Consider the following 25,694-nt stretch of genomic DNA (forward strand, 5'->3'; position numbering starts at 1 on the left):
TATTATGAGAAAAAACCTATTCATTTTGCTATTATTCTCAATGGCATGGTGTTCTGTGAAAGCTGTGAAGAGCAGCTATGCCATTTTGAATAAAGATACCCTTCGCATAGGAAACTCTTACATGGAGCGCTGTTTCTTGTGGAATCATGGAGCGTTGAAAACGATAGCCTTGACAGATAAACTGCATGGAACTTGCATGCAGGCTCGTGGTGAGCGTCCAGACTTTGCCATAGCTCAAGGTGATGCAAGGAATGGAAAAATGTCATCGCAATGGGTTCTTTCTGATGGTGTGCAACCAAGTCATCTTGAAGTGATTGTTTGTTACGACCAGGGTACATTATCAGTAAAGCGTGTCTTCAAGGTTTATGAGAATACTCCAGCCTTGGCATGTACCACATATCTTAGAGGTACTATGCAGAAGTTGAAGTCTGTTGCTGATGTATCCAATGTTGATAGAAAAAATATTGAGTCAGCAGAGGATATGGTGACGGAATTGAAAACTCCAACATTAGACCGCATTCAGTTGTTTGGGAAGCATTGGCAGACAAAGGCCGTTGAGTTTTTGGATTATACTGATTGGAATGACAATTTGGTCTTTGAACGTAATTTTATTCCATATCGCAAGAGCGGTTGTAGGGGTAATCTGTTGTTTGCCAAGGACCAATTGACTGATAATGGCTTCTTTTTTTTGAAAGAGTCTCCTTCTTCAAGTACACAGTTGCATTATACTGGTTCCGACTTTATCACAGATTTCAATGACTTTATGGTAGTCAGTCCTGGAGTTTCTTCTGCCGACATAAAGAAGGAATCATGGACTCGTCTGTATGGATGTGTGCTTGGCGTATTTCATGGTGAGGAGAGAGCTGCATTGGTGTCTTTGCGAACTTACCAAAAACAACTGCGAAAGGAAAAATCTTCTTCAGATGAGATGATTATGCTCAACACTTGGGGAGATAGAAGCCAAGATGAAAAAATCAACGAGGAGTTTTGTATGCGCGAATTAGATAGAGCAGCCAAGTTGGGTATTACAGTTTTCCAGTTGGATGACGGCTGGCAGAGTGGTAAAAGTCCTAACTCAAAGACAAAAGGAGGCTCTTTCAAGGATATTTGGAAGGACAACAGCTATTGGACACCTAATCCCATGAAGTTCCCTCATGGATTGAAAAATATAGTGAAGAGAGGAAAGAAGTTGGGTATCCGTATCGGCTTGTGGTTTAATCCAAGTGTACAAAATGATTTTTCCGATTGGGAGAAGGATGCCCAGGCTATTGTGTCTTTATATCGTCAATATGGCATAGAGTGCTTCAAGATAGATGGTTTGCAGATTCCTACAAAGCAAGCAGAAGAGAATTTGCGCCATCTTTTTGACAAGGTAGCATTGGAAACCAATCATCACGTTATCTTTAATTTGGACGCCACAGCAGGAAGACGTGGGGGATATCATTCTATGAATGAGTATGGAAATATATTTCTGGAGAATAGATATACTGATTGGGGAAACTACTATCCTTATCGTACTTTGCGCAATTTGTGGCAATTGTCTCGTTATGTTCCTGCAGAAAAAATGCAGGTAGAGTTCTTGAACAAATGGCGCAATGCTGATAAATATGCTGACAATGATATTTTTGCTCCCAAGAGCTACTCCTTTGACTATCTTTTTGGCATTACTGCTGCTGCTCAGCCTTTAGCATGGATGGAAGCATCCAACTTGCCTCAGGAAGCCTATAAAGTTTCCCCACTGATAGAGAGTTACAGAAAGATACAGCATGACTTCCATTCGGGAGTTATCTTGCCAATAGGTGATGAGCCTTCAGGGCGTTCTTGGACAGGCTTCCAGTCTATGACTTGTCAGGATAAAGGATATTTTATTGTTTATCGTGAGGACAACGACAGACAAAAGGCCTGGTTGCAGACCTGGTTGACGCCTGGCGAGCATGTTCAATTGGAGAAGATAGCTGGGCAAGGAGCCTCATTTGTCTCCCAAATAGATGAGAATGGACGACTCTCTTTCTTTTTACCGGAGAAGAATCAATTTGCAATTTACCAATACAAGATTGAGAAATGAAAAAAATAGTAGCTTTATTAATATGTATCATTTCCCTTTGTGGAGAGACTTTTGCTGCAGAGACATATATCTCTAATGTCTATGGTAGGCAATATGAATCCTTGAATGGAAAGTGGAACGCTATCGTCGATCTTTACGAGAGAGGCGAAGAAATGAAATTATATCTCAACCAAACGCCTCAAGGTAAGAGCGATTTCTATGAATATGCTTTCGATGGAGGTTTGCGCCTGAATGTACCAGGAGATTGGAATTCTCAATCTTCTGAACTCAAGTATTTTGAAGGATCTGTTTGGTATGCCCGCCATTTTCATCTCCATGCTTTAGATGCCAAGCGGCGCTTTTTGTACTTCGCAGGTGTCAGCTATCGTTGTATTGTGTATTTGAATGGTAAAAAAATCGGAGAGCACGAAGGATCTTTCACACCTTTTCAAATGGAGGTGACAGATGCTTTGGTGCAAGGGGATAATACATTGGTTGTGGAGGTGAACAATCGTCGTCAGAAGTCTGCCATCCCAGCTTTGTCTTTTGATTGGTGGAATTATGGTGGTATCACGCGAGATGTGATGCTTGTTACCTTGCCTAAGCAATATATTAGCGATTATTTTGTTCAATTGGATAAGCATCGTGCAGATTTGGTACATGTGAAAGTCTTTTTGTCGGAAGGTGTTGCCAATCAAGATGTATGTGTAGAAATACCAGAATTGAAGCGCAGACTCCTATTAAAAACAGACGCATCAGGTATGGCAACTGGAGATTTGAAGATTTCCAAGATACAACGTTGGAGTCCAGATTTTCCTAAGTTATATCAAGTAAACATCAAAACCCAGTGCGATGAGGTAACAGAAATGATTGGATTCCGTAATGTGGAGGTGAAGGGGACAAAAGTGCATCTCAATGGGAAACCTGTGTTTTTGCGTAGTATTTCTTTCCACGAAGAAATACCACAGCGTATGGGAAGAGCCTGCTCTGAAAGTGACGCCGAAATGCTCCTTTCTGAGGCAAGAGCTTTAGGAGTTAATATGGTTCGTTTGGCGCATTATCAGCAAAACGAGTATATCGTTCGCAAGGCAGAGAAGATGGGCATCATGCTATGGCAGGAAATACCTGTTTGGCAAGCCATAGATTTCTCTAATAAGGAAACCTTAAATAAAGCAAAGAGAATGTTGAAAGAAACCATTCGTAGAGACCAAAACCGTTGCGCTGATTGCTTTTGGGGAATTGCAAACGAGACACGGCCTTCTGATGCTCGTAATGCCTTTTTGACGGATTTGCTGCAAGCTGGTAAGGAAGTAGATACAACTCGCTTATTTGTTGCCGCTTTCGATAATGTATATTTCAAGGAAAATTCGCAGTTGTTCGAGATGGAAGATAGCTTTGTAAATCAATTGGATATGATTGGCGTCAATAAATATATGGGCTGGTATGCGCCATGGCCGTTGGAACCTGCCAAATGTGTATGGAAGGTGGCTGTGCATAAGCCATTGCTTATTTCAGAGTTTGGGGGCGAGGCCTTGTTTGGTCAGCATGGTGACGATACGACAGCTTCTTCCTGGAGTGAGGAATACCAAGCAAAACTTTATCGTGATAATTTGAGGATGTTTGAGAATATTCCAAATTTAGTAGGTGTCTCGCCTTGGGTTCTTTTTGACTTCAGGTCGCCATTCCGCTTTCATCCTACTAATCAGGATGGTTGGAACCGTAAGGGATTGGTTTCTGATCAAGGACAGCGCAAGAAAGCCTGGTATGTTATGCATGACTACTATCAGAAAAAGCAGCAAGAATACAAGAACATTAAATAAACACATGACCTATGAGAATACAATCGAGAATGATGATATGGCTGTTGGTCGTATGTATTGCTCGCCCTGTAATGGCGAATAATTCAGCAAAAGCCAAGATGATATATAAAGATGCCCATGCCACTTTGGAAAACAGGGTAGAGGATCTTTTGTCACGTATGACCTTAAAAGAAAAGGTCTTGCAGCTCAATCAGTATACATTGGGTACCAACAATATAGAGAATAATAAGGGTGTAGAGGTGAAAAACATCCCTGCAGAGATAGGCTCTTTGATATATTTTGCTACTGATCCAGAGTTGCGAAATCGGATGCAACGACATGCCATGGAGGATTCTCGCTTGGGCATTCCTATTTTGTTCGGCTATGATGCCATTCATGGTTTTCGTACGATTTTCCCGATTCCATTAGCTCAGGCTTGCAGTTGGAACCCTGCATTGGTGGAGCAAGGATGCAGGGTTTCTGCTCAAGAGTGTAGAATGAGTGGTGTAGACTGGACATTCTCTCCAATGATAGATGTCAGCAGAGATCCAAGATGGGGGCGTGTGGCTGAATGCTACGGAGAGGATCCCTATGCCAATGGCGTGTTTGCACAGGCTGCCGTGAAAGGTTATCAAGGCAACAGCCTTGCTGCTGCAACGTCTGTTGCCGCATGTTTGAAACATTATGTGGGTTATGGAGCTTCTGAGGCAGGTCGCGACTATGTTTATACCGAGATTTCCCGCCAGAGTCTATGGGATACTTATCTTCTTCCATACGAGATGGGTGTGAAGGCTGGTGCAGCTACTATTATGAGTAGCTTTAATGACATCAGTGGCACTCCTGGATCTGCTAACTATTATACGTTGACAGAGGTTCTTCGCCATCGTTGGCATTTCTCAGGTATGGTTGTCTCGGATTGGGCAGCCATCCAGCAATTGAAGAGTCAAGGTATGGCTAAGAATTTGAAGGAGGCTGGTGCATTAGCGCTAACGGCAGGACTCGATATGGATATGATGTCTCATTCGTATGATGCATATTTGGAGTCTTTAGTCACTGAAGGTAAGGTCAGCATGGCAGTTATTGATGAGGCTGTGAGGCGAGTGCTGAGGGTAAAGTTTCAATTGGGATTGTTTGAAAATCCTTATACCCCAGTTTCAAAGCCTGCAGCTCGTTTTCTGCTACCACAAAGCTTGCAGGTAGCTTCTGACATAACTTCTGAGTCAATGGTTCTTTTGAAGAATTCGGGTATATTGCCATTACAGTCTGTAAAGAAGATCGCTGTGGTGGGACCGATGGCAGACAATGCACATGATTTGCTTGGCTGTTGGTGGGGACATGGTGAGGATCAGGATATTCAGAAATTGCTTGCTGGCATTCAGAAGGAGTTTGCTGGAACCTCCGAAGTGAGGTATGCTAAAGGTTGTGATTTTGACGGTGATGACGAATCTGGCTTTAAGGAAGCAGAGGCTTTGGCCAAATGGGCTGATGTTGTTATCATGTGTATGGGCGAGAAAGGTAGTTGGAGTGGTGAGAATAATTCTCATGCCGACATCAGTCTGCCTGCCATTCAGCAAAAGTTGATGCATACCGTGAATAATGCCGGTGGTAAGATTGTGCTCGTTTTGGCAAGTGGTCGCCCTGTTGTTCTGGGTGAGGCTGTGGATTTGTCAGAAGCAATTTTGGAAGTTTGGCATCCTGGTATAGCAGGAGGTGATGCGCTTGGAGGCATTCTTTCAGGCCGCTATAATCCTTCAGGCAAGTTGGCGATGACATTCCCCTATGCGCAAGGTCAGATTCCTATTTATTATAACAGACGTAATAGTGCCCGTCGTCATCAGGGCTTTTACAAGGATATGACGAGCGAACCTTTATATCCTTTCGGGCATGGACTGAGCTATACGCATTTTATTTATGGTTCGCCAGTTGCAAGTAAATCGCATGTGACCAAGAATGATAAGTTTCAGGTTTCGGTTTCTGTAACCAATGTTGGCGACAGGGACGGAAAGGAGACAGTCTTTTGGTATATTGTGGATCCTTATAGTACCATTACGCGCCCATGTAAAGAGTTGAAGTTCTTTGAGAAGAAATTGATACGGAAGGGAGAGAGTGTTACTTATACCTTTAATGTCGATGTGGAGAGAGATCTTGGATATATTGATGCCGATGGCAGACGATTTGTGGAGTCTGGTGAAGTGTCGATACTTGTGGGTGATAAAGAATTGAAGTTGAATATAGAATAGAAAAAATATGAAACGTTTTATAGTTCTTTCTTTGATGGTGTGTATATCTTTCCTTTCTGTTTTTTCTCAACGTAGCGAACGCATACTTGAGGAAGGGTGGAAATTTGCTCGTGGACGATATGCTTCTGCAGAGAAGGTGAATTATGACGATAAGTTATGGAGCAGTGTGACTGTTCCTCACGATTATGCCATATTGGGACCTTTTGATAGGAACAACGACTTGCAGGATGTGATGAATATCCAAAACAAAGAAACCAAGGTGAATCGTAAGACGGGTCGTACCGGAGGACTTCCTTATGACGGCGAGGCTTGGTATCGTTGTCATTTTCGCTTGAATGGTAATTCACGGAGCTTTCTTTATTTTGATGGAGTGATGAGCGAGGCCACAGTCTTTGTAAATGGGCGGCAAGTGGCCTTTCAACCGAATGGCTATGCTGCATTTCAAGTAGAAATAACCTCCTATGCACATCGTCCTGGCAAAGATAATGTCTTGGCGATTAAGTTAGATTCCAAGGCTCATTCTTCGCGTTGGTATCCTGGCGCAGGAATATTTCGGGAAGTGAGGTTGATTGAGACGGGAGATGTCCTTCTTTCTGCTTGGAAAACCAAAGTTATTACTAAAATAGTTGGTGCTAATAAGGCTGAAGTAAGTGTAGATGCTACTATAGTAGGGGAAAACAAATCCGGTAGCATCGTCAGATTGGAACTGTTGGATACTAACCGCAAGGTTGTTGCCAGTCGGCAAGCCTCGGTGCGGGCGGGTGAACAAAACTCTCGACAGATTCTGACAGTATTGAATCCACGATTGTGGAGTCCGGAACAGCCTAATCTTTATCATTTGCGTATCTCTTTAGTTCGGGATAAACGTGTTGTTGACCACTTGGAGCAGGAGGTTGGCATTAGAAGTGTTGAATTTGTCAAGGGACAGGGCTTTTTCCTGAATGGGAAGCATCGTCAGATACAAGGGGTTTGCATACATCATGATTTAGGAGCGCTGGGTACCGCTATTAATGAGTCTGCTCTTCGCTATAGGCTCAGGCTTTTAAAGAATATGGGGTGTGATGCCATCCGAACTTCCCATAATCTTCCTTCCTCATTATTGCCCCGATTGTGCGATGAGATGGGGTTGATGCTGTTGATAGAGCCTTTTGATGAGTGGGATATACCTAAGTGCGAGAAAGGATTCCATCGTTATTTTGAAGATTATGCAGAGAGAATGGTAAGAGATATGGTGTGCCATTTTCGCAATCATGCTTCTGTCATCTTGTGGGGAATAGGCAACGAGGTGCCCAACCAGCGAGATCCTGAAGGATGGAAGTTGGTGAAACGCTTGCAGCAGTATTGCCATGAAGAAGATTCTACACGATCTGTTACAGTGTGTATGGATCAAATTCCGTATGTTTTGGCTAATGGATTCGCCAAAGAAGTGGATATTCCTGGCATCAACTACAATACTTGGAATTTTGAAAAGGCAGCTGCTGTTTGGCAGCAAGGAATGATTCTCGGTTCCGAAACAGCTTCCACAGTAAGTTCGCGTGGTGTTTATAAATTCCCTCTAAAGTTGAGATCCATGGCAATGTACGCAGACCATCAGTCTTCGGGTTATGATGTGGAATATTGTAGCTGGAGTAACACGCCAGATGTAGATTTTTCCTTGGCCGAGAAATATCCATGGTATTTGGGTCAGTTTGTATGGACGGGCTTCGACTATTTAGGTGAACCAACACCTTATAATAATGATAACTGGCCAAGCCATAGCTCGCTCTTTGGTATCATCGACTTAGCCAATATACCCAAGGACAGGTATTATCTTTATCGCAGTCTGTGGAATAAAAGAGATCATACACTTCATATACTTCCTCATTGGACTTGGCATGGGCGCGAGGGGCAGGTAACCCCTGTAATGGTATATACAGATTATCCCGAAGCAGAGTTGTTCCTGAATGGCAAAAGCATGGGGCGCAGGCGGAAACTGTCCTTGTCGGAAGTCCAGTCTATGAAGGGAGACAGTCTGGCTCTCTTACGACGTTATCGGTTGATATGGGATTCTGTGAAATACGAGCCGGGCAAGCTTGTGGTTGTCGCTTATGATAGGGAAGGGCATCCTGTGATGAGTGATTCTGTTTGCACGGCAGGACAACCATATCGATTGATGGCTACGGTCGATAAGCATAGTGTGTGCGCCAATGGTACAGAGTATGCTTTTGTGCAGTTAAAAGTAGTCGATAGGCAGGGTAATCTGTGCCCTGACAGTTCTGAAAGAATTCGTTTCAGAGTAGATGGATGTGGAGAGTTTGTTGCTTCAGCCAATGGAGATCCTACCGACTTGAATCCTTTTCACATATCAGAAATGCCTGTCTTTCATGGACAACTGATGGCAATCGTACGAGGTAATGGCAGCATGGGAGATATATTCTTTGAGGCTTCTGCCGATGGGCTTCTGCCATGCAAGATAAAGATAAAGACAAAATAAAAATATAGTTATGAAGAAATATCAGATAAAAAGTTTGTGTAATATCAGCCGTACAATAGCGGTGATGATAGTTGGTGTCGTTTGTTCTCATTCGATGGCTCAAATCATAGATGATGAAGCTGTCAAAAGAGCGAAAGAGTTGGTGGAACAAATGACTTTGAGAGAAAAGATAGATTATCTGTCCGGTGAGACGTCCTTTTCACTGCGTGCTATTCCACGTTTGGGAATTCCTCGCATATTGCTGGCTGATGGTCCTTGTGGCATTCGCAATCATGCACCTCATAGCACCTTGTTCCCATCGGGCATCCTAACTGCAGCCACTTGGAATAGAAATGTGGCTCATCTGTTGGGTGAGGGCCTGGGGGATGACGCCCGTGCCCGTGGTGTCGGTATCTTATTGGGTCCAGGTGTTAATATATATCGCTCACCCTTGTGCGGTCGTAATTATGAATATTTCGGCGAGGATCCCTATCTCACTTCTGAGATAGCCTGTCAGTACATAGAAGGCGTTCAGAGCAGGGGAGTGATGGCAACCATCAAGCATTTTTGTGGCAACAATCAGGAGTGGAGTCGTCATCACACCAGTTCTGATATTGATGAGCGAACTTTGCAGGAAATCTATTTCCCTGCATTTCGCAAGGCAGTACAGCAGGCTCACGTAGGTGCAGTTATGAACAGTTATAATCTTGTCAATGGTGTGCATGCTACAGAGAATGCCTGGCTCAATAAAACGATACTTCGTGACACATGGGGATTTAACGGCCTCTTGATGTCTGATTGGACTTCTGTCTATTCTGTTGTCAACACAGCCAATAATGGCCTGGATTTGGAGATGCCAAAAGGACGCAATCTGAATTACGAGAATCTTTATCCTGCTATAAAGAATGGATTGGTGACAGAGGCTACGATAGATCAAAAGGTACAGCACATTCTGCAGTCTTTGATAGCTTTTGGCTTGCTCGACCGACAGCAGAAGGATACATCGATAGCCTTGAATTATGCGCCGTCCAGGCAGAAAGCTCTACAGATAGCCCGTGAAGGTATTGTGCTTCTGAAAAACAATAAGAATACATTGCCCCTAAAAGGGCGTACAGCCCTTGTTGGTGAGAATGCCAATATTGTGGCAACAGGAGGTGGAAGTGGCTTCGTAAATCCCTTTGCCTCTACTACGTTGAGTGCTGCCCTAAAGAAAGCCAAGCCCAATCTTATCGTCTTGACCGATGATGTCATCTATGATGATGTTAATGCTGAGGTTTATATGGATGCGGCAATGACAAAAAAAGGTTTCTTGGCTTCTTATTACAAAAATCAGAAACTCTCAGGAACTCCCGATTCAACTCATGTGGATGACAGGATAGCATTTGATTGGGGATATGACTCTATAGGTCCAGGTTTCCCTAAAGATCATTTCTCGGCAAGATGGTCTTTCTATTATAAGTCAAAGGAAGATGGTCTGTTGCGCATATCTATGGGTGGCGATGATGGCTACCGTATCTTTGTGAACGATAAGCTCTTGACAGGCGATTGGGGTAATCATGCTTATTCTCATCGCGAGAAAACGTTCAAGGTAGAAAAAGGCCAAATGTATCATTTTGTTTTGGAATATTTTGACAATATATCTTCTGCAGCAGTGAGCTGCAATATCTCTCGTCTGAATGAGAAAAAATTGTATGCAGGTCTGGCTAAGGTTGAAAACATAGTTTATAGTACTGGCTTTAACTCCAATGTAGAGGGAGAAGGCTTTGATCGTTCTTTCCGTCTTACGGGGTATCAGGAAGAGATGATAGAGCGCCTTTCTATGGCGGGCAAGAAGATGACGGTAGTGCTCAATGCTGGCGGTGGAGTGGATATGAGCCGTTGGCTTGACAAGATCGATGCTCTGTTGATGGCATGGTATCCTGGACAGGAAGGTGGAACTGCCTTGTCAGAAATACTGACAGGAAAGATTTCTCCAAGTGGTAAACTTCCTATTTCTATTGAGAAAAAATGGGAGGACAATCCTTGCCATGACAGTTATTATGAGAACCGACCTGGTAGAGAATGTAAGACTGTGGAATATCGTGAAGGTGTGTTTGTTGGCTATCGTGGTTATGATGCCAATGGAGTCAAGCCTTTATTCCCGTTTGGCTTTGGCCTTTCTTATTCTTCTTTTGACTATTCAAATCTTACTATAGTTAAAGATAATGATTCATGGCTTGTATCTTTCGACTTGAAAAATACTGGCAAGAAGGATGCTGCAGAAGTAGCACAAGTCTATGTGGGATGCGTGAATCCTACCTTACCCCGTCCGTTGAAGGAGTTGAAGGGCTTTGAAAAAGTATTTCTGAAGCATGGAGAGTCTCGTCGTATTCAAGTAAAATTGGATTCTGACTCATTCTCTTATTATGATATGGACCAGCATCAGTTTGTGACAGTGCCAGGATCGTATCTGGTTCAAGTTGGTGGTAGTTCCGTTTCTTTACCTCTCAAAGAACAGATTCTTATCCCTTGATGTCTTTGTTTGTGATTTCACAACGTTATCGTGTTTTGACTGTTACAGATCATCGATAGTACGCAGAACGTTTTGGACACAGATTTCGAGAAAGTTAGGAAATTTTTGTGGGTAAAAAACATAAAAATGATTTAGATAGCGTGTAACTCAAAAGAGTTGCGCGCTTTTTTTGAGTGACAATGTCTGGGAAAAGTTCTAAAGAATAGATAAATGGTGAATGCTTTAATGTTATTTATTATAGATTTCTCGCATTCTCATCCTGTAGTGTAGAAACTACAGAATATTACTGACTATAAATATGTTTGTGACTTTCCTGTATGGAATGATGAAGTAATTTGTCCCAATGACTTTTCATTTAACATAATCATTGTGTTCTTTTTCATGCCGTGTTTAGTGAAAAGTTAATAATTTTTGTGTTGTTTTGTATGGATGCTACATGTTTTTTCGGAAAAATACGTTATCTTTGCAGAAGAAAAGCTGCACTCGGCAATTTGAAAACAAGTTTTCATTGCGCTCGTTTGCGTTATCTTTGCAGAAGAAAAGCTGCACTCGGCAATTTGAAAACAAGTTTTCATTGCGCTCATTTGCATTATCTTTGCAGAAGATAAGCTGCACTCGGCAATTTGAAAGCAAGCTTTCATTGCGCTCGCTTGCACTATCTTTGCAGAAAATTAGACACATGAAAGCAGTAAAGCCAAAGAAAAATTTGGGTCAGCATTTCCTTACTGACCTCGGTATTGCCAAGCGAATAGCCGATACGGTAGACGCTTGTCCTGATTTGCCCGTGCTCGAGATTGGTCCGGGTATGGGTGTGCTCACCCAGTATCTTATAGAGAAACCACGACCTGTAAAAGCTGTGGAAATCGACTCTGAGTCGGTGGCTTATCTTCACGAGAACTTTCCACGTCTCAAGGACAATATCATAGGTGAGGATTTCCTGCGTATGGACCTCACACGTATCTTCGATGGGCGACAGTTCGTGCTGACGGGCAATTATCCCTACGATATTTCCTCGCAGATATTCTTTAAGATGCTCGACTACAAGGACCTCATTCCCTGTTGCACGGGAATGATTCAGCGTGAGGTGGCGTTGCGCATCGCCTCAGAGCCTGGCAACAAAGCCTATGGCATCCTGAGTGTCCTCATACAGGCATGGTACAGTGTGGAATATCTCTTTACCGTAGACGAGAATGTATTCAATCCTCCCCCTAAGGTGAAGAGTGCCGTAATCCGCATGACACGCAATGAGGTGACCGACTTAGGTTGCGATGAGTTGCTCTTCAAGCGTTTGGTAAAGACGGTATTCAACCAGCGTCGCAAGATGTTGAGAGTGAGTCTGAAGCAGATGTTCCCTGGGCAGACTCCCCGCGAGGATTTCTATACAGCCGATGTGATGACCCGTCGCCCCGAGCAGCTTTCGGTGCAGGAGTTTGTGGAACTTACCAATTATGTGGGAGCTGAACTGGAAAGGCTACAGGCTGAGAAAAACAGCTAAAAAGATGGCTGGCGTGCAAAAGTGGCTCTAAATGTTTGGCGGTTACGCAAAATATGCCTATATTTGTGGCTTGAATTGTGATAACAGACAATAAAAGGATTTATTAACAATAAGCAAAATTGAAAATATGATAGACGTAAAAGAAACTTTGAACAAAGCAGGCGAGCGCATGGAGATGGCTGCAATGTATCTGGCAGAAGAACTTTCGCATATCCGTGCCGGTCGTGCCAACGTAGCCATCCTCGATGGTGTGAGAGTGAACAGTTATGGCAGTATGGTGCCTCTTAATCAGGTGGCAAATATCACAACTCCTGATGCTCGTACCATCGCTATCCGTCCTTGGGACAAGAAAGCTATCAAGGATATTGAGAAGGCCATTATGGACAGTGGAGTGGGTATCACTCCTGAAAACAATGGTGAGATAGTACGCTTAGGCATTCCACAGCCTACAGGTGAGCGCCGTAAGGAACTGGTAAAGCAGTGCAACAAGATAGCTGAGAAGGCTAAGGTTGAGGTGCGCAACGTGCGTCAGGAAATCAAGGAGAAGCTGAAGAAGGCTATCAAGGACGGACTGTCTGAAGACCTCGAGAAGGATGCTGAGAACGACTTGCAGAAGTTGCACGACAAGTACATCAAGCAGTTGGAAGCTCTCATGGACGACAAGGAGAAGGAAATCATGACCGTCTAAAGTCGTAGGATGAAAGGACTTGTCATCAAAAATACTGGAAGCTGGTACACCGTCAAGACTGACGATGGCCAGCTTATTGAAAGCAAGATAAAGGGCAATTTCCGTCTGAAGGGAATACGCAGCACCAACCCTGTGGCTGTTGGCGACCATGTGCAGCTTATTACCAATCAGGAGGGAACCGCCTTTATATCTGCCATAGAAGACCGTCGCAACTACATTATCCGCAAATCGCCCAATCTGAGTAAGCAAAGCCACATCTTGGCAGCCAATGTTGACCAGGCTTTGCTGGTGGTGACGGTGAATTATCCACAAACCTCCACAACTTTTATCGACCGATTCTTGGCTGGTGCAGAGGCTTATCGTGTGCCCGTCATTCTGGTATTCAATAAGCGAGATATCCTCTCTGAGGAGGAGTTGCACTATGAGCAGATGATGCGAAAACTCTATGAGACTATTGGCTATCAGTGTGTCGAGCTGTCTGCTGCCACCGGTGAGGGAGTAGAACAGTTGATTCCTCTTATCAAGGACAAGATATCTTTGCTCAGCGGCAACAGTGGAGTAGGCAAGTCGACGCTTATCAACCAGTTGGTGCCTGAGGCCGACCAACGTACAGCTGAAATCAGCGATGCTCATAATACGGGCATGCACACCACCACCTTCAGCGAGATGATAGCGCTGTCGGCTGGAGGTTATCTCATCGATACTCCCGGTATCAAGGGCTTTGGTACCTTTGATATAGAGAAGGAAGAATTGACGAGTTATTTTAAGGAGATATTCCAGTTCTCAGAGAACTGCCGTTTCTCCAACTGCACCCACACCCACGAACCGGGTTGTGCCGTTATCCGTGCTGTGGAAGACCATTACATAGCCGCCAGCCGTTATCAAAGTTATCTTTCCATGCTCGAAGACAAGGACGAGAACAAGTATAGGGAGTCTTTTTAGGGGTGTAACGAAACTGAAAGAACTAAGAACAAGATAAAGATGCCAAACAATGAGCTAAAGGATTTCAAGCAGCGCTTCGAGGAGGGCGAGTTCGCACAGAGTGCCGAGCTCAGTACCCGTTATCTCGATGAAAACATTCTGATATTCGACAATATCAGGGTGTTGGCTAATCCTGATCCCGTAAGATTGCAGATGAATATGATAGCCTCCTGCCAGGCTGGCAACGTGAGGCTCAACATCAACGGCAAGGTGATAGAGATCGGTAAGAACGATATCTTTGTGTGTCCGCCCAACAATACGCTCGACATCATGGAGGTTTCGCCCGACTTTGCGTGTACGGCTATGTGTTTGTCCAACTTAGGTCTGCAAAACATTCTGCACTCTCATATCAGCATCTGGAATCGTGCCATGTATGTTGACAAGGTTTCGGTGGTGAAGATGACAGAGGAAGAAATGCTCTTCTATGCTAAGTTTACCGACCTGGTGCGTCTTTGTCTCGATGCCGACTACATGCAGCTTACATCGTGGAATCCCTATCGCCGCGAAATCGTTGAGACGCTGCTCAAGAGTGCATTGTTGGCGTTGTGCAACAATTTTTCTTCTACCATAGAGAAGGATGATAAAAACGCTTCTTCCACTACCAGCGACCTTTTCGACAAGTTCCTTGAACTGTTGCAGCAGAGCGAGATCAAGCATCAGCCGGTGGAGTATTTTGCCCAGCAACTGTGCATCACCCCAAAATATCTGTCCATCGTGTGCAAGCGGCATTCCGGCAAGACTGCCATTGACTGGATAACTGAGTACACCCTTTCGGATATTACTTATTATCTGCGATCTACGAGCAAGTCGATAAAGGAGATCTCGGGTATTCTCGGTTTCTCCAACACTTCTTTCTTTGGCAAGTATGTCAGAGAACATCTCCATACTTCGCCTCTGAAGTATCGTGAGAAACTGAGAAAATAAATATTATTTGATTTCCACTTCGTGCAAATCCACGAACTCACCATTCTTTCTCTTTCTCTCCACAAGCATGTTGAAGAGCTTTCGCTTGCGGTCGCCCTCTACAAAACGGCGGAAGAAGACATTGGGGATAGCCACACCCAGGGCGATGCAGATGATGGCGAGTGATGCCTTGATCATATTGTTCATGCCGACAGTAACCTCGCCTACCACGCCGTGCATATCAATGAAGGCAAAGAGAGCGCGATACATCAAGACACCCGGAACCATTGGGATGACACTCGGGATGGTGATACACTGATGAGGAGTGTGGAACCAGTGGCGCGCCTTGATGACGATGATGCTGATGAGAGCCGAACCTGCCAGAGAACCAATACTGAGACCCATGTCAAGACCAATATTGCCATTACTTGGACCCAGGTTGACAAAGTTGCGGAAACAGACAGCGATGATACCTCCCACAGCAACTGCCGGCAGCAGACGGCGCGGAATGCTGAAGATGGTGGAGAAGCCCATGGCCGATACGGCTGCTGCTATGGCGTATTCCCAGTAGGCATGATGGGGCGTCATGGTAAGGTCGGTCACAAAATTGTCGATGTGGCACACCTGTATGGCGAATGCTATACCGAAAGCCATAGCCAATACCATCAGCAATGTGTTGAGGGCTCTTATCATTCCCACTTCGATATAGCCGTCTACCATGTCGCTTACGAAATTGATAAGTGGCACTCCCGGTACGATAAACAGAGCGCAGGCCATCAGCGGATGCCATGGTGTGGCAGAGAGCATGAAGCCTGGTAGACTGGAGGCAATGGATGGGGTGAGCGACAGGAAAGAGGTGGCCCACGCGATGAGTGTTGCCACGAAAGCGGCAATACCAATAGCTACATAGTTGTTGCAACCCTTAGTAGGCAGGAACATGCGAAGGCGGAAACCTAAGATGGCAGCCAGCGAACAATAGAAGAAGGCTGGCCAGTCGCAACCGAACTGTATGCAGAAGCCACCACAGGCGAAGCCGCCGCCCACAGCCACTTGCCATGGTGTGAAACTGCGCTTGGTGGACTTGATGTCCTGCAGAGCCTGCTCATACTGGTCGAGCGAGTAGTCTTCCTTGATGGCGCGCCATGTCAGCTTGCTCACCAATGAGATGGTGGTAAGGTTGATGCCATGCTTCTCGCAGCGCTGAAACTTCGTGAAAGAGTGTTCCTCGTCGCTGTAGTTCACCATCAGCACATTCCAGTTTACAAAAAGGTGGATGTACTGTTCGTCGAGTCCTAAGAAGGCTGCCGTGCGCTTCATGGTTCGCATGATGCGCGATGTGTCGGCGGCACTCTCCATCAGCAGACTGCCTGTACGGAGCAGCAGGTCGAGTTTGCGTCGCAGTTCCGACTCGGCTATCTCCTTGCAGTTGCAGTTGTCCTTGTTGTTGCCGCATTTGCAGTTTTCCTTGCTCTCTTGTTGGGCCAACAGGGCCTCCATTTCTTTTCCGTGATCCATTGATGTTTTTTATATAACTATTTTTCTCTTTACTTGTTTTTTTATATTTTACTGAATTCAACTTTCGCAAGTTTTTCCCCACACGCCCTGAAGGGGCAGAAGCTCTTAGCCCAGGGCAGCGCCCTGGGTTATTTTGGACGCAAACCTGTCGCCCTGTAAGGGCAAAAGCTTTAAAACTCCAGGCAATTTACAAAGCTTTTGCCCTTACAGGGCGCCTTGCCGATTGCCATTATACCCAGGGCGCTGCCCTGGGCTAAGAGCTTCTGCCCTTTCAGGGCGTGCTGCTTGCGGGCGCTGCCCTGGGCTAAGAGCTTTTGGGCCTTCAGCCCGTAAACCATCCAGCGAAAGTTATGAACCCATCTTCCTGTCCGTTATTATCCGAACACGAAGATGATGATCTGAATGGTTACGATGCGCAGGAACATGGCGAATGGGTAAACATTGGCGTAGCCCACTGAAGGCGCATCGGCACTGGTCTGGTCTCTCACATAAGCCAAGGCTGAAGGATTGGTGTTGGCACCAGCCAAAACGCCCAGGAGAGTGTAGTAGTTGATGTGGAAGGCATAACGGCCTATGATGCCGCCCAACAAGATTGGTATCATGGTGATGGCTATGCCGTAGAGAATCCATATCATGCCCGACTCTGTGGCTACGGTCTGTATGAACTGCTCGCCTGTGCCCAATCCCACACATGCCAGGAAGATGCAGATGCCTATCTCGCGAATCATCAGGTTGGCTGAAATCGTATTATAGGTCACAAGGTTGTGCTTAGGACCAAAGTATCCTATCAGGATAGCCACGATGAGCGGACCTCCTGTCAGTCCGAGTCGCAGACTCTCTGAAATGCCCGGGATAAAGAATGGTATGTTGGCAACGATACATCCTAACATGATGCCCAAGAAGATTGGTATCAGGTTGGGGTAGTTGAGTCGTTTCATCTGGTTACCCAGTACCTTCTCGGTATGGCTGATGGCCAACTCTGTGCCTACTACTGTAACTCGGTCGCCCAACTGCAGCTTGAGGCTTGGAGTGGCAATGAGGTCTACACCTGCACGGTTGACTCGGGTGATGTTGGTACCCAGGTTGGAACGTATCTGCATCTGGCTGATGGTCTTGCCGTTGATGCCTGGTTTGGTGATGAGGATACGGCGGGTTATCAGCTCGTTGCCAAACTGTTCCCAGTCCATCTCCACCTGTTCGCCCAGCAAGGCTATGATAGGCTCCTGTACGGCAGGATGAGCCACAATGAATACCACATCGTTCTCATTGAGCACGGTATGTCCGTTGACTATCTCATGATGCTCGTCGCTGTCGGGACGGTGAATCTGTGAAATCATGAAGTCGCGTCCCAAGAGCTCGCGTACCTGCTTTACGGTGTCGCCAAATATCATCTTGTTGGTGATTTTCACCGAGAAGGTGTTCAGAGTCATGGCTTCCAAGTGGCCTTTACCGCTCTTTGCCTCGCTCTCCTCCTTCTCCTTATTAATATGTAGAGCAAATCTCAGGATGGCGAACGACAGGATAACGCCGAGCACACCCATAGGATAGGCGATGGCGTAGCCGGCTGCGATGCTGGGGGCATCGATATGGCGCAGGTCGCTGAACGCCTGTTGTGCGGCACCCAGTCCGGGAGTGTTGGTTACAGCACCCGACAGGATACCTGCCATAGAGGTAATGGAAGTTCCCGAAGCATAGAATATTCCCAATGTGGTAGCGATACTCAGCGCTATCACAATGATGCTGAGCATGTTGAGACTTCTACCGCCATTCTTGAACGACGAGAAGAAGCTGGGGCCCACCTCAAGACCGATGGAGTAAACGAAGAGTATCAGTCCGAACTCCTTCAGAAAGTGGAGCAGGTGCTCATCGAGGTTGAGCGAGAAATGACCAAAGACAAGACCGATGAAAAGAATCCAGGCCAAGCCTAAAGACACACCTTTCACACGGATTTTGCCTAAACACAGGCCCAGCGTAATGACCAAAGCTAAAATCATCACCGAATGGGCTACACCGCCTCCCCAGAGGTCGGGAAAACCATAAAATAGATTCCTTAAAATTTCCATAACTACTTTTTGTAATTCGAGATTCGCAATTTCTCTCTTACGTGCGAATGTTTGGTTCGTATTTGAATTTTCGGGTGCAAAGGTACTAATTTTTATTGATTTATAGCTTTGTCTCATGCTTTTTTTGTACTTTTGCAGCCGAAATTTTATGTGGAGAGGCTTTCCCGCATTTTTCATCGTGCGATGGAAGGAACTTTTGTGACTTCATCGCCTGGTTTCAACATACTTTTAAGTAACAAAGTACATTCTCATCATGTTGGATATAAAGAGTTTGGAGGGCAAGCGTATTGCCGTTTTGCTTTCGGGAGGAGTTGACAGCTCCGTAGTGGTTTGGGAGTTTGCCCGTCTGGGCTTGCATCCCGACTGCTTCTATATCAAGATCGGACCCGAGGAAAAGGAAGAGTGGGACTGCTCTTCTGAGGAAGACCTCGAGATGGCTACTGCCGTAGCTGCCAAGTATGGTTGCAAGTTGCAGGTGGTAGACTGTCATCAGGAATACTGGAACGAGGTGACTCGCTACACCATGGAGAAGGTGAAGGCTGGCTATACGCCCAATCCTGACGTGATGTGCAACAGGCTCATCAAGTTTGGTGCCTTCGACGAGAAGATGGGGCACAACTATGATCTGATAGCAACTGGTCATTATGCGCAGACAGAGATTGACGAGCAGGGCGATAAGTGGCTGGTGACAAGTCCCGATCCAGTGAAGGATCAGACCGACTTCCTGGCACAGATTTATTCCTGGCAGCTTCGCAAGGCCATCTTCCCCATTGGGCATCATGTGAAGAACGAGGTGCGTGAGATAGCCGAGGCAGAACATCTCGTCAATGCCAAGCGCCGCGACAGCCAGGGCATCTGTTTCTTGGGGCAGATCAACTACAATGACTATATCCGCCGTTACCTGGGCGACAATCCTGGTGATGTGGTAGAGTTGGAAACGGGCAAGCGCATCGGTGAGCACAAGGGATTGTGGTTTCACACCATAGGACAGCGCAAGGGACTTGGCTTCGGTGGCGGCCCCTGGTTTGTGGTGAAGAAAGATGTGGAGCACAACATCCTTTACGTGAGTCATGGCTATGACCCGCAGACTGCCTATAAGAAGGACTTTCCGCTGCACGACTTCCACTTCCTTACCCGCGAGGTGGACATGCATCATGTCACCTTCAAGATACGCCATACCCCCGAGTATCATCCTGCCACAATAGAACGTATGGAGGATGGCAGGCTGATGGTACATGCCGGGGAAGCTATACACGGAGTGGCTCCAGGCCAGTTCTGCGTGGTATATGATGAGAATCATCATCGTTGCTATGGCTCAGGCGAAATAACGGTATAAGCAGAGTCAACTGTCGTAAGTTCAGAAGTTATTGCGAAAGTTGAGTCAATAAAAATATGTGAACATCCAACAGGATAGTCAAAAATAGTACAATAATTATAAAAAATCAGTTGAAAGGACTGATAATTCGGATTTTTTGTCTAATTTTGCACCTTGGTTTTATATAGGTGCCGCCAGGCACCGTGTTACTATAAAGAAAAGAATAAAGAAATTATTAAATAATAATGAAGAAGAAAATTCAGTTCAGTCTCGTATATCGAGACATGTGGCAGAGTTCTGGTAAGTTCCAGCCACGCAAGGATCAGTTGGCTAAGATAGCCCCAGTAATCATCGAGATGGGATGCTTTAGCCGTGTAGAGACCAATGGCGGTGCTTTCGAGCAGGTAAACCTCCTCGCTGGTGAGAATCCTAATGATGCAGTTCGTGCATTCTGCAAGCCTTTCAATGAGGTGGGTATCAAGACCCACATGCTCGACCGTGGATTGAACGCTCTTCGTATGTATCCTGTGCCAGACGATGTACGTGCCCTTATGTACAAGGTGAAGGCTAAGCAGGGTACCAACATCACCCGTATCTTTGATGGTTTGAACGATGTTCGCAACATCTTTCCTTCTATCAAGTGGGCTAAGGAGGGCGGCATGACTCCACAGTGTGCACTCTGTATCACTAACTCTCCTGTTCATACTCTCGATTATTATATGAACATTGCCGACCAGCTCATCGCTGCCGGTGCTGAGGAAATCTGCTTGAAGGATATGGCTGGTATCGGTCAGCCTGCATTCCTCGGTAAGCTCACCAAGATGATCAAGGATAAGTATCCAGAGATTATCATCCAGTATCATGGTCACTCAGGTCCTGGTCTCTCTATGGCTTCCATCCTCGAGGTCTGCAACAATGGTGCCGACATCATCGATACAGCCATCGAGCCATTGTCATGGGGTAAGGTTCATCCAGACGTCATCTCTGTCATCAGCATGCTGAAGAACGAGGGCTTCGAGGTTCCTGAGATCAATATGAGCGCATACATGAAGGCTCGTGCCATGACTCAGGAGTTTATCGACGAGTGGCTTGGCTACTTTATCAACCCTGGCAACAAGATCATGTCTTCACTCCTGCTCGGTTGCGGTCTCCCAGGCGGTATGATGGGTTCTATGATGGCAGACCTTGGCGGTATGCGTCAGACCATCAACAACATCCGCAAGAAGAAGGGTGAGGAAGAGTTGTCTATGGACGACCTCCTGATCAAGCTCTTCGACGAGGTAGAGTATGTATGGCCACGCGTGGGTTATCCTCCATTGGTAACACCATTCAGCCAGTACGTGAAGAACATCTCCCTGATGAACCTCCTCACCATGGAGCAGGGCAAGGGACGCTTCGTGATGATGGACGACTCTATGTGGGGTATGATCCTCGGTAAGAGTGGTAAGATTCCAGGCAAGATAGATCCCGAACTCGTAGAGCTTGCCAAGAAGCAGGGTCGTGAGTTTACTGATGTTGATGCCCACACATTGCTTACCAATGCACTCGACGACTTCAAGAAGGAGATGGACGAGAACGGTTGGGAGTACGGTCAGGACGACGAGGAACTCTTCGAACTTGCCATGCACCCAGAGCAGTATCGCAATTATAAGAGCGGTCAGGCTAAGAAGAACTTCTTGGCAGACCTGCAGAAGGCTAAGGATGCCAAGCTTGGCTCAACATTGACTCCTGCCCAGTTGGCAGAGTTCAAGCATGCCAAGGCTGATGCCATCGTAGCACCTGTTGCCGGTCAGATCTTCTGGGAGTTCCAGGGCGAGGGCGAGTGCCAGCCAGCCGTAGAGCCATTCATCGGCAAGGAGTATAAGGAAGGTGATGCCTTCTGCTACATCCTGGCTCCATGGGGCGAGTTCGAGACCGTTCCCGCAGCTCTTGGCGGAAAGCTTGTAGAAATCAATGCCAAGCAGGGCAGCAAGATTCGCAAGGGCGATGTTATCGCCTACATTGAGCGAGAGGCTGAATAATGTTGAATGTTCTGTGTTTAATGTTTACTTTGCAAGTATCGTGGCGTGAGCCTAATTAAACACTGAACATTACAAACTAAACATTAAATAGATGAATTATCAAGCTATTATTGATAAGTATTATCCTGAGGATGATGAGCTTCGTCATATCCTCATTACCCATAGTCAATCTGTAGCGCGAAGAGCGCTACAGATTGTTTCGTCTCATCCCGAACTGCATCTTGATGCTCAGTTTGTGGAAGAGGCAGCCATGCTTCACGACATCGGAATCTATCTTACCGATGCTCCTGGCATCATGTGTTTTGGCAGTCAACCCTACATCTGTCATGGTCGTCTGGGTGCCGAACTGATGCGTCGTGAAGGCTTCGAGCGCCATGCACGAGTGTGCGAGCGCCATACGGGAGCAGGCATCACATGCCAGCAGATAGAGAGTCAGAATCTGCCTTTGCCCCATCAGGATTTCCTTCCAGAAACCATGGAGGAAAAGGTGATCTGTTATGCTGACAAGTTCTTCAGCAAGACTCATCTCGATTGTGAGAAAACCATCCAGCAGGCTGAGAAAAGCTTGGCCAAGTTTGGCGAGGAGGGCGTCCTGCGCTTCAAGGAGTGGGAAAAAATGTTCGAATGAGCTAAAAAGACGTCAGCATGATGTGTAATCTAAGCAGAATGCTTAACTTTGCAAACTAAATGAGAAAATATCCTTTCATAGCACTTTTGTTGTTTGCCTTCATCTGTATGATGGCAAGTCCCAACATGCCGTTCTTCAAGAAGAAAAAGAAGAAGGCTGCCGCCGACTCTACTGCTGTGGTCGATTCTGTCTTGCGCGACTCAGCAGGCAATGTGGTGGCTGATACTGCCCGCATGGACTCTCTGCAAAAGGCTATCTGGAAGCACAACCAAGTGGTGGACGACAGTATTCGTCTCGACAGTATTGCCCGCAAGAAGTCGGGTGGAGTAGATGCTCCTGTCACTTATTCGGCTTCCGACTCGCTTGTCTATGACGCCAAGAACAAGGTGGCGCATCTTTATGGCTCTGCGCAGGTGAAGTATGAGAATATGGATCTTGCCAGCGACCGTATTTCGATGGACATCGATAAGAGTAACGTGAAGGCTATGGGTACGGCCGACTCTACTGCCGAAGGGGGTGTAAAGGGAAAGCCTGTATTCAAGATGGGTAGCGACGAGTATGATACCGATACCATCAAGTTCAACTTCAAGAGCAAGAAAGCCCTTATTAATAATGTATATACCGAGCAGCAGGACGGTTTCCTGTCGGGTATGCGCTCCAAGCGCGACTCTTCGGGAGTGATCTATCTGCAGCATGGACGTTACACCACCTGCGATGACCCACATCCTGATTTCTATATCTCGCTCTCGCGTGCCAAGGTGCGTCCTGGCAAGGATGTAGTCTTTGGCCCGGCTTACCTCGTGGTGTGTGATGTGCCTATGCCTTTCGCCATTCCTTATGGTTTCTTCCCCTTTACCAAGAGCTATAGCAGCGGTTTTATCATGCCTACTTATGGCGATGAGAGCGACCGAGGATTCTATTTGCGTGATGGTGGATATTATTTTGCCATCAACGACAAATGGGACTTGAAACTCTTGGGCGAAATCTACACCAAGGGTTCTTGGGGTCTCTCGGCTGCCAGCAACTATCGCAAGCGCTACAAGTATTCGGGAAGCTTCTATTTCAGCTATCAGGATACAAAGACAGGTGATAAGGGAATGCCCGACTTTACCGAGCAGGAGAGTTTCAAGTTGCAGTGGAGCCATCGACAAGACTCCAAGGCCAATCCTTACAGTTCGCTTTCTGCCAGCGTCAACTTTGCTTCAACCAGTTATGAGCGCAACAATCTCAACTCGCTCTATAATCCACAGTCGATGACGCAGAGTACCAGAACCTCTTCTGTCAACTGGAGCACCAACTTTTCGAGCATAGGTATGTCGCTGACGGCAACTACCAACCTCTCGCAGAACATGCGTGACTCTTCGTTGGCAGTCACTCTGCCCGACCTCAATATCAACATTGCGCGTTTCTATCCATTCCGTCGCAAGAAGATGGTGGGTGACGAGCGATGGTATGAGAAGATAGCCCTGAGCTATACAGGACATGTGAGCAACTCCATCTCCACTAAGGAAGACCTGCTTTTCAAGAGCAATCTTATTAAAGACTGGCGCAACGGATGGGAACATCGCATTCCGGTAAGTGCCAACTTCACGCTCTTCAAGTACATCAACATCAGTCCTAACTTCAACTTTACCGACCGTATGTACACTAATAAGGTCACGAAGTCGTGGGACGAGCAGAAGCAGGTCGAGGTGGCTGATACGACCTATGGTTTCCATAATGTGTACAACTGGAACATGAGCATCAGTGCCTCTACCAAGCTTTATGGCTTCTGGGTGCCCAACCGCAAGCTCTTCGGTGACAAGATACAGGCCATACGCCACGTGCTCTCGCCAACTGTAAGTTTCAGCTATGCGCCAGACTTTGGTGCTTCTCGCTATGGATACTGGGATACTTATCAGAAGACTGATGCCAATGGAAATGTATCGCTCGTCAGCTACTCGCCTTATCAAAACTCGCTCTTTGGAGTGCCGGGCAAGGGTAAGCAGGGAAGCATTTCCTTCACGTTGGGCAACAACCTTGAGATGAAGGTCAAGAGCGATAAGGACTCCACCGGATTTAAAAAGATAAGTCTTATCGATGCTTTCGATATCAATATGAGTTACAATACGGCAGCCAAGGTGCGGCCATGGAGTGACCTCGGTATCGACTTGCGCCTGAAATGGTGGAAAAACTATACTTACAGTATGCATGCTGTCTTTGCCACCTATGCCTATGAACTCGACGAACAGGGAAATCCTTATGTGGGAACCCATACTGAGTGGGGCAAGGGACGTTTCGGACGTTTCCAGGGTATGTCGCAGAACTTCTCTTTCACGCTTACGCCTGAAAAGTTGAAGAAGCTATTCGGAGGAGGCGATGACAGCGACAGCGAAAACTCACGCAACAAGGATGACGATGAGGGTGTAGATACCAGTATCGAAACCAATATCGACGATGACATGGAGGCTGGAAAGCATGGAGCCAAGAAGAAGGGCGGAAAGGCCAAGACCGATGACGACGGTTACATGGCTTTCAATATGCCTTGGTCGCTTTCTGTGGGTTACGGTATCACCATGCGTGAGGATACTCGCCGCGAAAAGTTCAACGAGAGCACCATGCGCTATCCATACAAGTTTACCCAGACTCTCAACTTCAGTGGTAACGTGCGCATCAGTGATGGCTGGAACATCAGCTTCTCATCTGGCTACGACTTCGAGAACAAGGCCATGAGTATGACAACTGCTTCTCTGCAGCGCGACCTCCATTGTTTCAATATGAGTTGTTCGGTGGTGCTGGCTCCTTATACCAGCTATAACTTCACGTTCCGTTGTAACGCTTCTACGCTTACAGATGCTTTGAAGTACGATAAGCGAAGCGGTTATTCCAATGCCGTGCAGTGGTATTGATGCTCGAAAGATAGACTGACACCTTATTTATATATATAAGGATCAACTTTCGCAAGTTCAATAGAAGATATTTTACATAGAATAGGCTTTTGCAACCAGGTTGCAGAAGCCTTTTTGTATTTTTGCATCCGAAAACGAAAAGAAGTGTAA

The 25,694-nt window shown here is 46.1% G+C and carries 15 protein-coding genes; 13 read left to right on the top strand and 2 right to left on the bottom strand.

Translation table 11 applies throughout. From position 1 onward, the window contains the following. The first annotated feature begins 1 nt into the window (after nt 1). The 9 genes from P3T48_RS05980 (at nt 2) to P3T48_RS06020 (ending at nt 15,135) form a co-directional block, all read left to right on the top strand. On the top strand, nt 2–2,065 hold the full coding sequence (locus P3T48_RS05980; RefSeq protein ID WP_443217175.1) for an alpha-galactosidase: 2,064 nt from the start codon (nt 2–4) through the stop codon (nt 2,063–2,065). Next, complete coding sequence (locus P3T48_RS05985) at nt 2,062–3,864, top strand: glycoside hydrolase family 2 protein (RefSeq protein WP_276506009.1); 1,803 nt, start codon at nt 2,062–2,064, stop codon at nt 3,862–3,864. Before P3T48_RS05980 ends, P3T48_RS05985 begins: the two co-directional genes overlap by 4 nt. Before the next feature lie 17 nt (nt 3,865–3,881). Continuing rightward, nucleotides 3,882–6,083 carry a glycoside hydrolase family 3 N-terminal domain-containing protein gene (locus P3T48_RS05990; RefSeq protein WP_443217176.1) on the top strand — a complete coding sequence of 734 codons (2,202 nt, stop codon included), beginning with the start codon at nt 3,882–3,884 and terminating at the stop codon, nt 6,081–6,083. Between the two features lie 7 nt (nt 6,084–6,090). Continuing rightward, entirely contained in the window at nt 6,091–8,556 is a 2,466-nt protein-coding gene (locus tag P3T48_RS05995; RefSeq protein ID WP_276506010.1) for a DUF4982 domain-containing protein, read from the top strand. 64 nt (nt 8,557–8,620) lie between these two features. Next, nucleotides 8,621–11,047: a glycoside hydrolase family 3 protein gene (locus P3T48_RS06000; protein WP_276506101.1), complete on the top strand. Its 2,427-nt coding sequence runs from the start codon at nt 8,621–8,623 to the stop codon at nt 11,045–11,047. A 679-nt stretch (nt 11,048–11,726) separates the two neighbouring features. Further along, nucleotides 11,727–12,542, top strand: coding sequence for a 16S rRNA (adenine(1518)-N(6)/adenine(1519)-N(6))-dimethyltransferase RsmA (rsmA, locus tag P3T48_RS06005; protein WP_022252598.1), 816 nt, complete (start codon nt 11,727–11,729; stop codon nt 12,540–12,542). 127 nt (nt 12,543–12,669) lie between these two features. Further along, a complete protein-coding gene (gene frr, locus P3T48_RS06010) occupies nt 12,670–13,230 on the top strand; it encodes a ribosome recycling factor (protein WP_022252599.1) in 561 nt (186 codons plus the stop codon). Nucleotides 13,231–13,239: 9 nt separating this feature from the next. Further along, nucleotides 13,240–14,172: a ribosome small subunit-dependent GTPase A gene (rsgA, locus tag P3T48_RS06015; RefSeq protein WP_217758458.1), complete on the top strand. Its 933-nt coding sequence runs from the start codon at nt 13,240–13,242 to the stop codon at nt 14,170–14,172. 39 nt (nt 14,173–14,211) lie between these two features. After that, complete coding sequence (locus P3T48_RS06020; RefSeq protein ID WP_276506011.1) at nt 14,212–15,135, top strand: helix-turn-helix domain-containing protein; 924 nt, start codon at nt 14,212–14,214, stop codon at nt 15,133–15,135. Nucleotides 15,136–15,138: 3 nt separating this feature from the next. Here the strand turns inward: P3T48_RS06020 and P3T48_RS06025 are convergent, their stop codons facing one another. Together P3T48_RS06025 and P3T48_RS06030 are read right to left on the bottom strand one after the other, a co-directional pair. Beyond that, the gene (locus tag P3T48_RS06025; protein ID WP_276506012.1) at nt 15,139–16,629 is read right to left on the bottom strand and encodes a threonine/serine exporter family protein; all 1,491 of its coding nucleotides are present in this window, start codon (nt 16,627–16,629) and stop codon (nt 15,139–15,141) included. Nucleotides 16,630–17,003: 374 nt separating this feature from the next. Next, nucleotides 17,004–18,692 (bottom strand): putative transporter, encoded by a 1,689-nt coding sequence (locus tag P3T48_RS06030; protein ID WP_276506013.1) that lies wholly within the window; start codon nt 18,690–18,692, stop codon nt 17,004–17,006. A 253-nt stretch (nt 18,693–18,945) separates the two neighbouring features. Between P3T48_RS06030 and mnmA the strand changes: the two genes are divergently transcribed. The 4 genes from mnmA to P3T48_RS06050 all read left to right on the top strand — a co-directional run bounded on the left by mnmA (nt 18,946) and on the right by P3T48_RS06050 (nt 25,544). Next, nucleotides 18,946–20,028: a tRNA 2-thiouridine(34) synthase MnmA gene (gene mnmA, locus P3T48_RS06035; protein ID WP_276506014.1), complete on the top strand. Its 1,083-nt coding sequence runs from the start codon at nt 18,946–18,948 to the stop codon at nt 20,026–20,028. Nucleotides 20,029–20,252: 224 nt separating this feature from the next. After that, complete coding sequence (locus tag P3T48_RS06040; RefSeq protein WP_276506015.1) at nt 20,253–22,028, top strand: hydroxymethylglutaryl-CoA lyase-like TIM-barrel protein; 1,776 nt, start codon at nt 20,253–20,255, stop codon at nt 22,026–22,028. Between the two features lie 91 nt (nt 22,029–22,119). After that, nucleotides 22,120–22,656, top strand: a complete 537-nt coding sequence (locus P3T48_RS06045; RefSeq protein WP_217758470.1) for an HDIG domain-containing metalloprotein — start codon at nt 22,120–22,122, stop codon at nt 22,654–22,656. 59 nt (nt 22,657–22,715) lie between these two features. Next, nucleotides 22,716–25,544, top strand: a complete 2,829-nt coding sequence (locus tag P3T48_RS06050; protein ID WP_276506016.1) for a putative LPS assembly protein LptD — start codon at nt 22,716–22,718, stop codon at nt 25,542–25,544. Nucleotides 25,545–25,694: the final 150 nt, after the last annotated feature.

It is taken from the genome of Segatella intestinalis (assembly GCF_029348455.1).
GTDB lineage: Bacteria > Bacteroidota > Bacteroidia > Bacteroidales > Bacteroidaceae > Prevotella.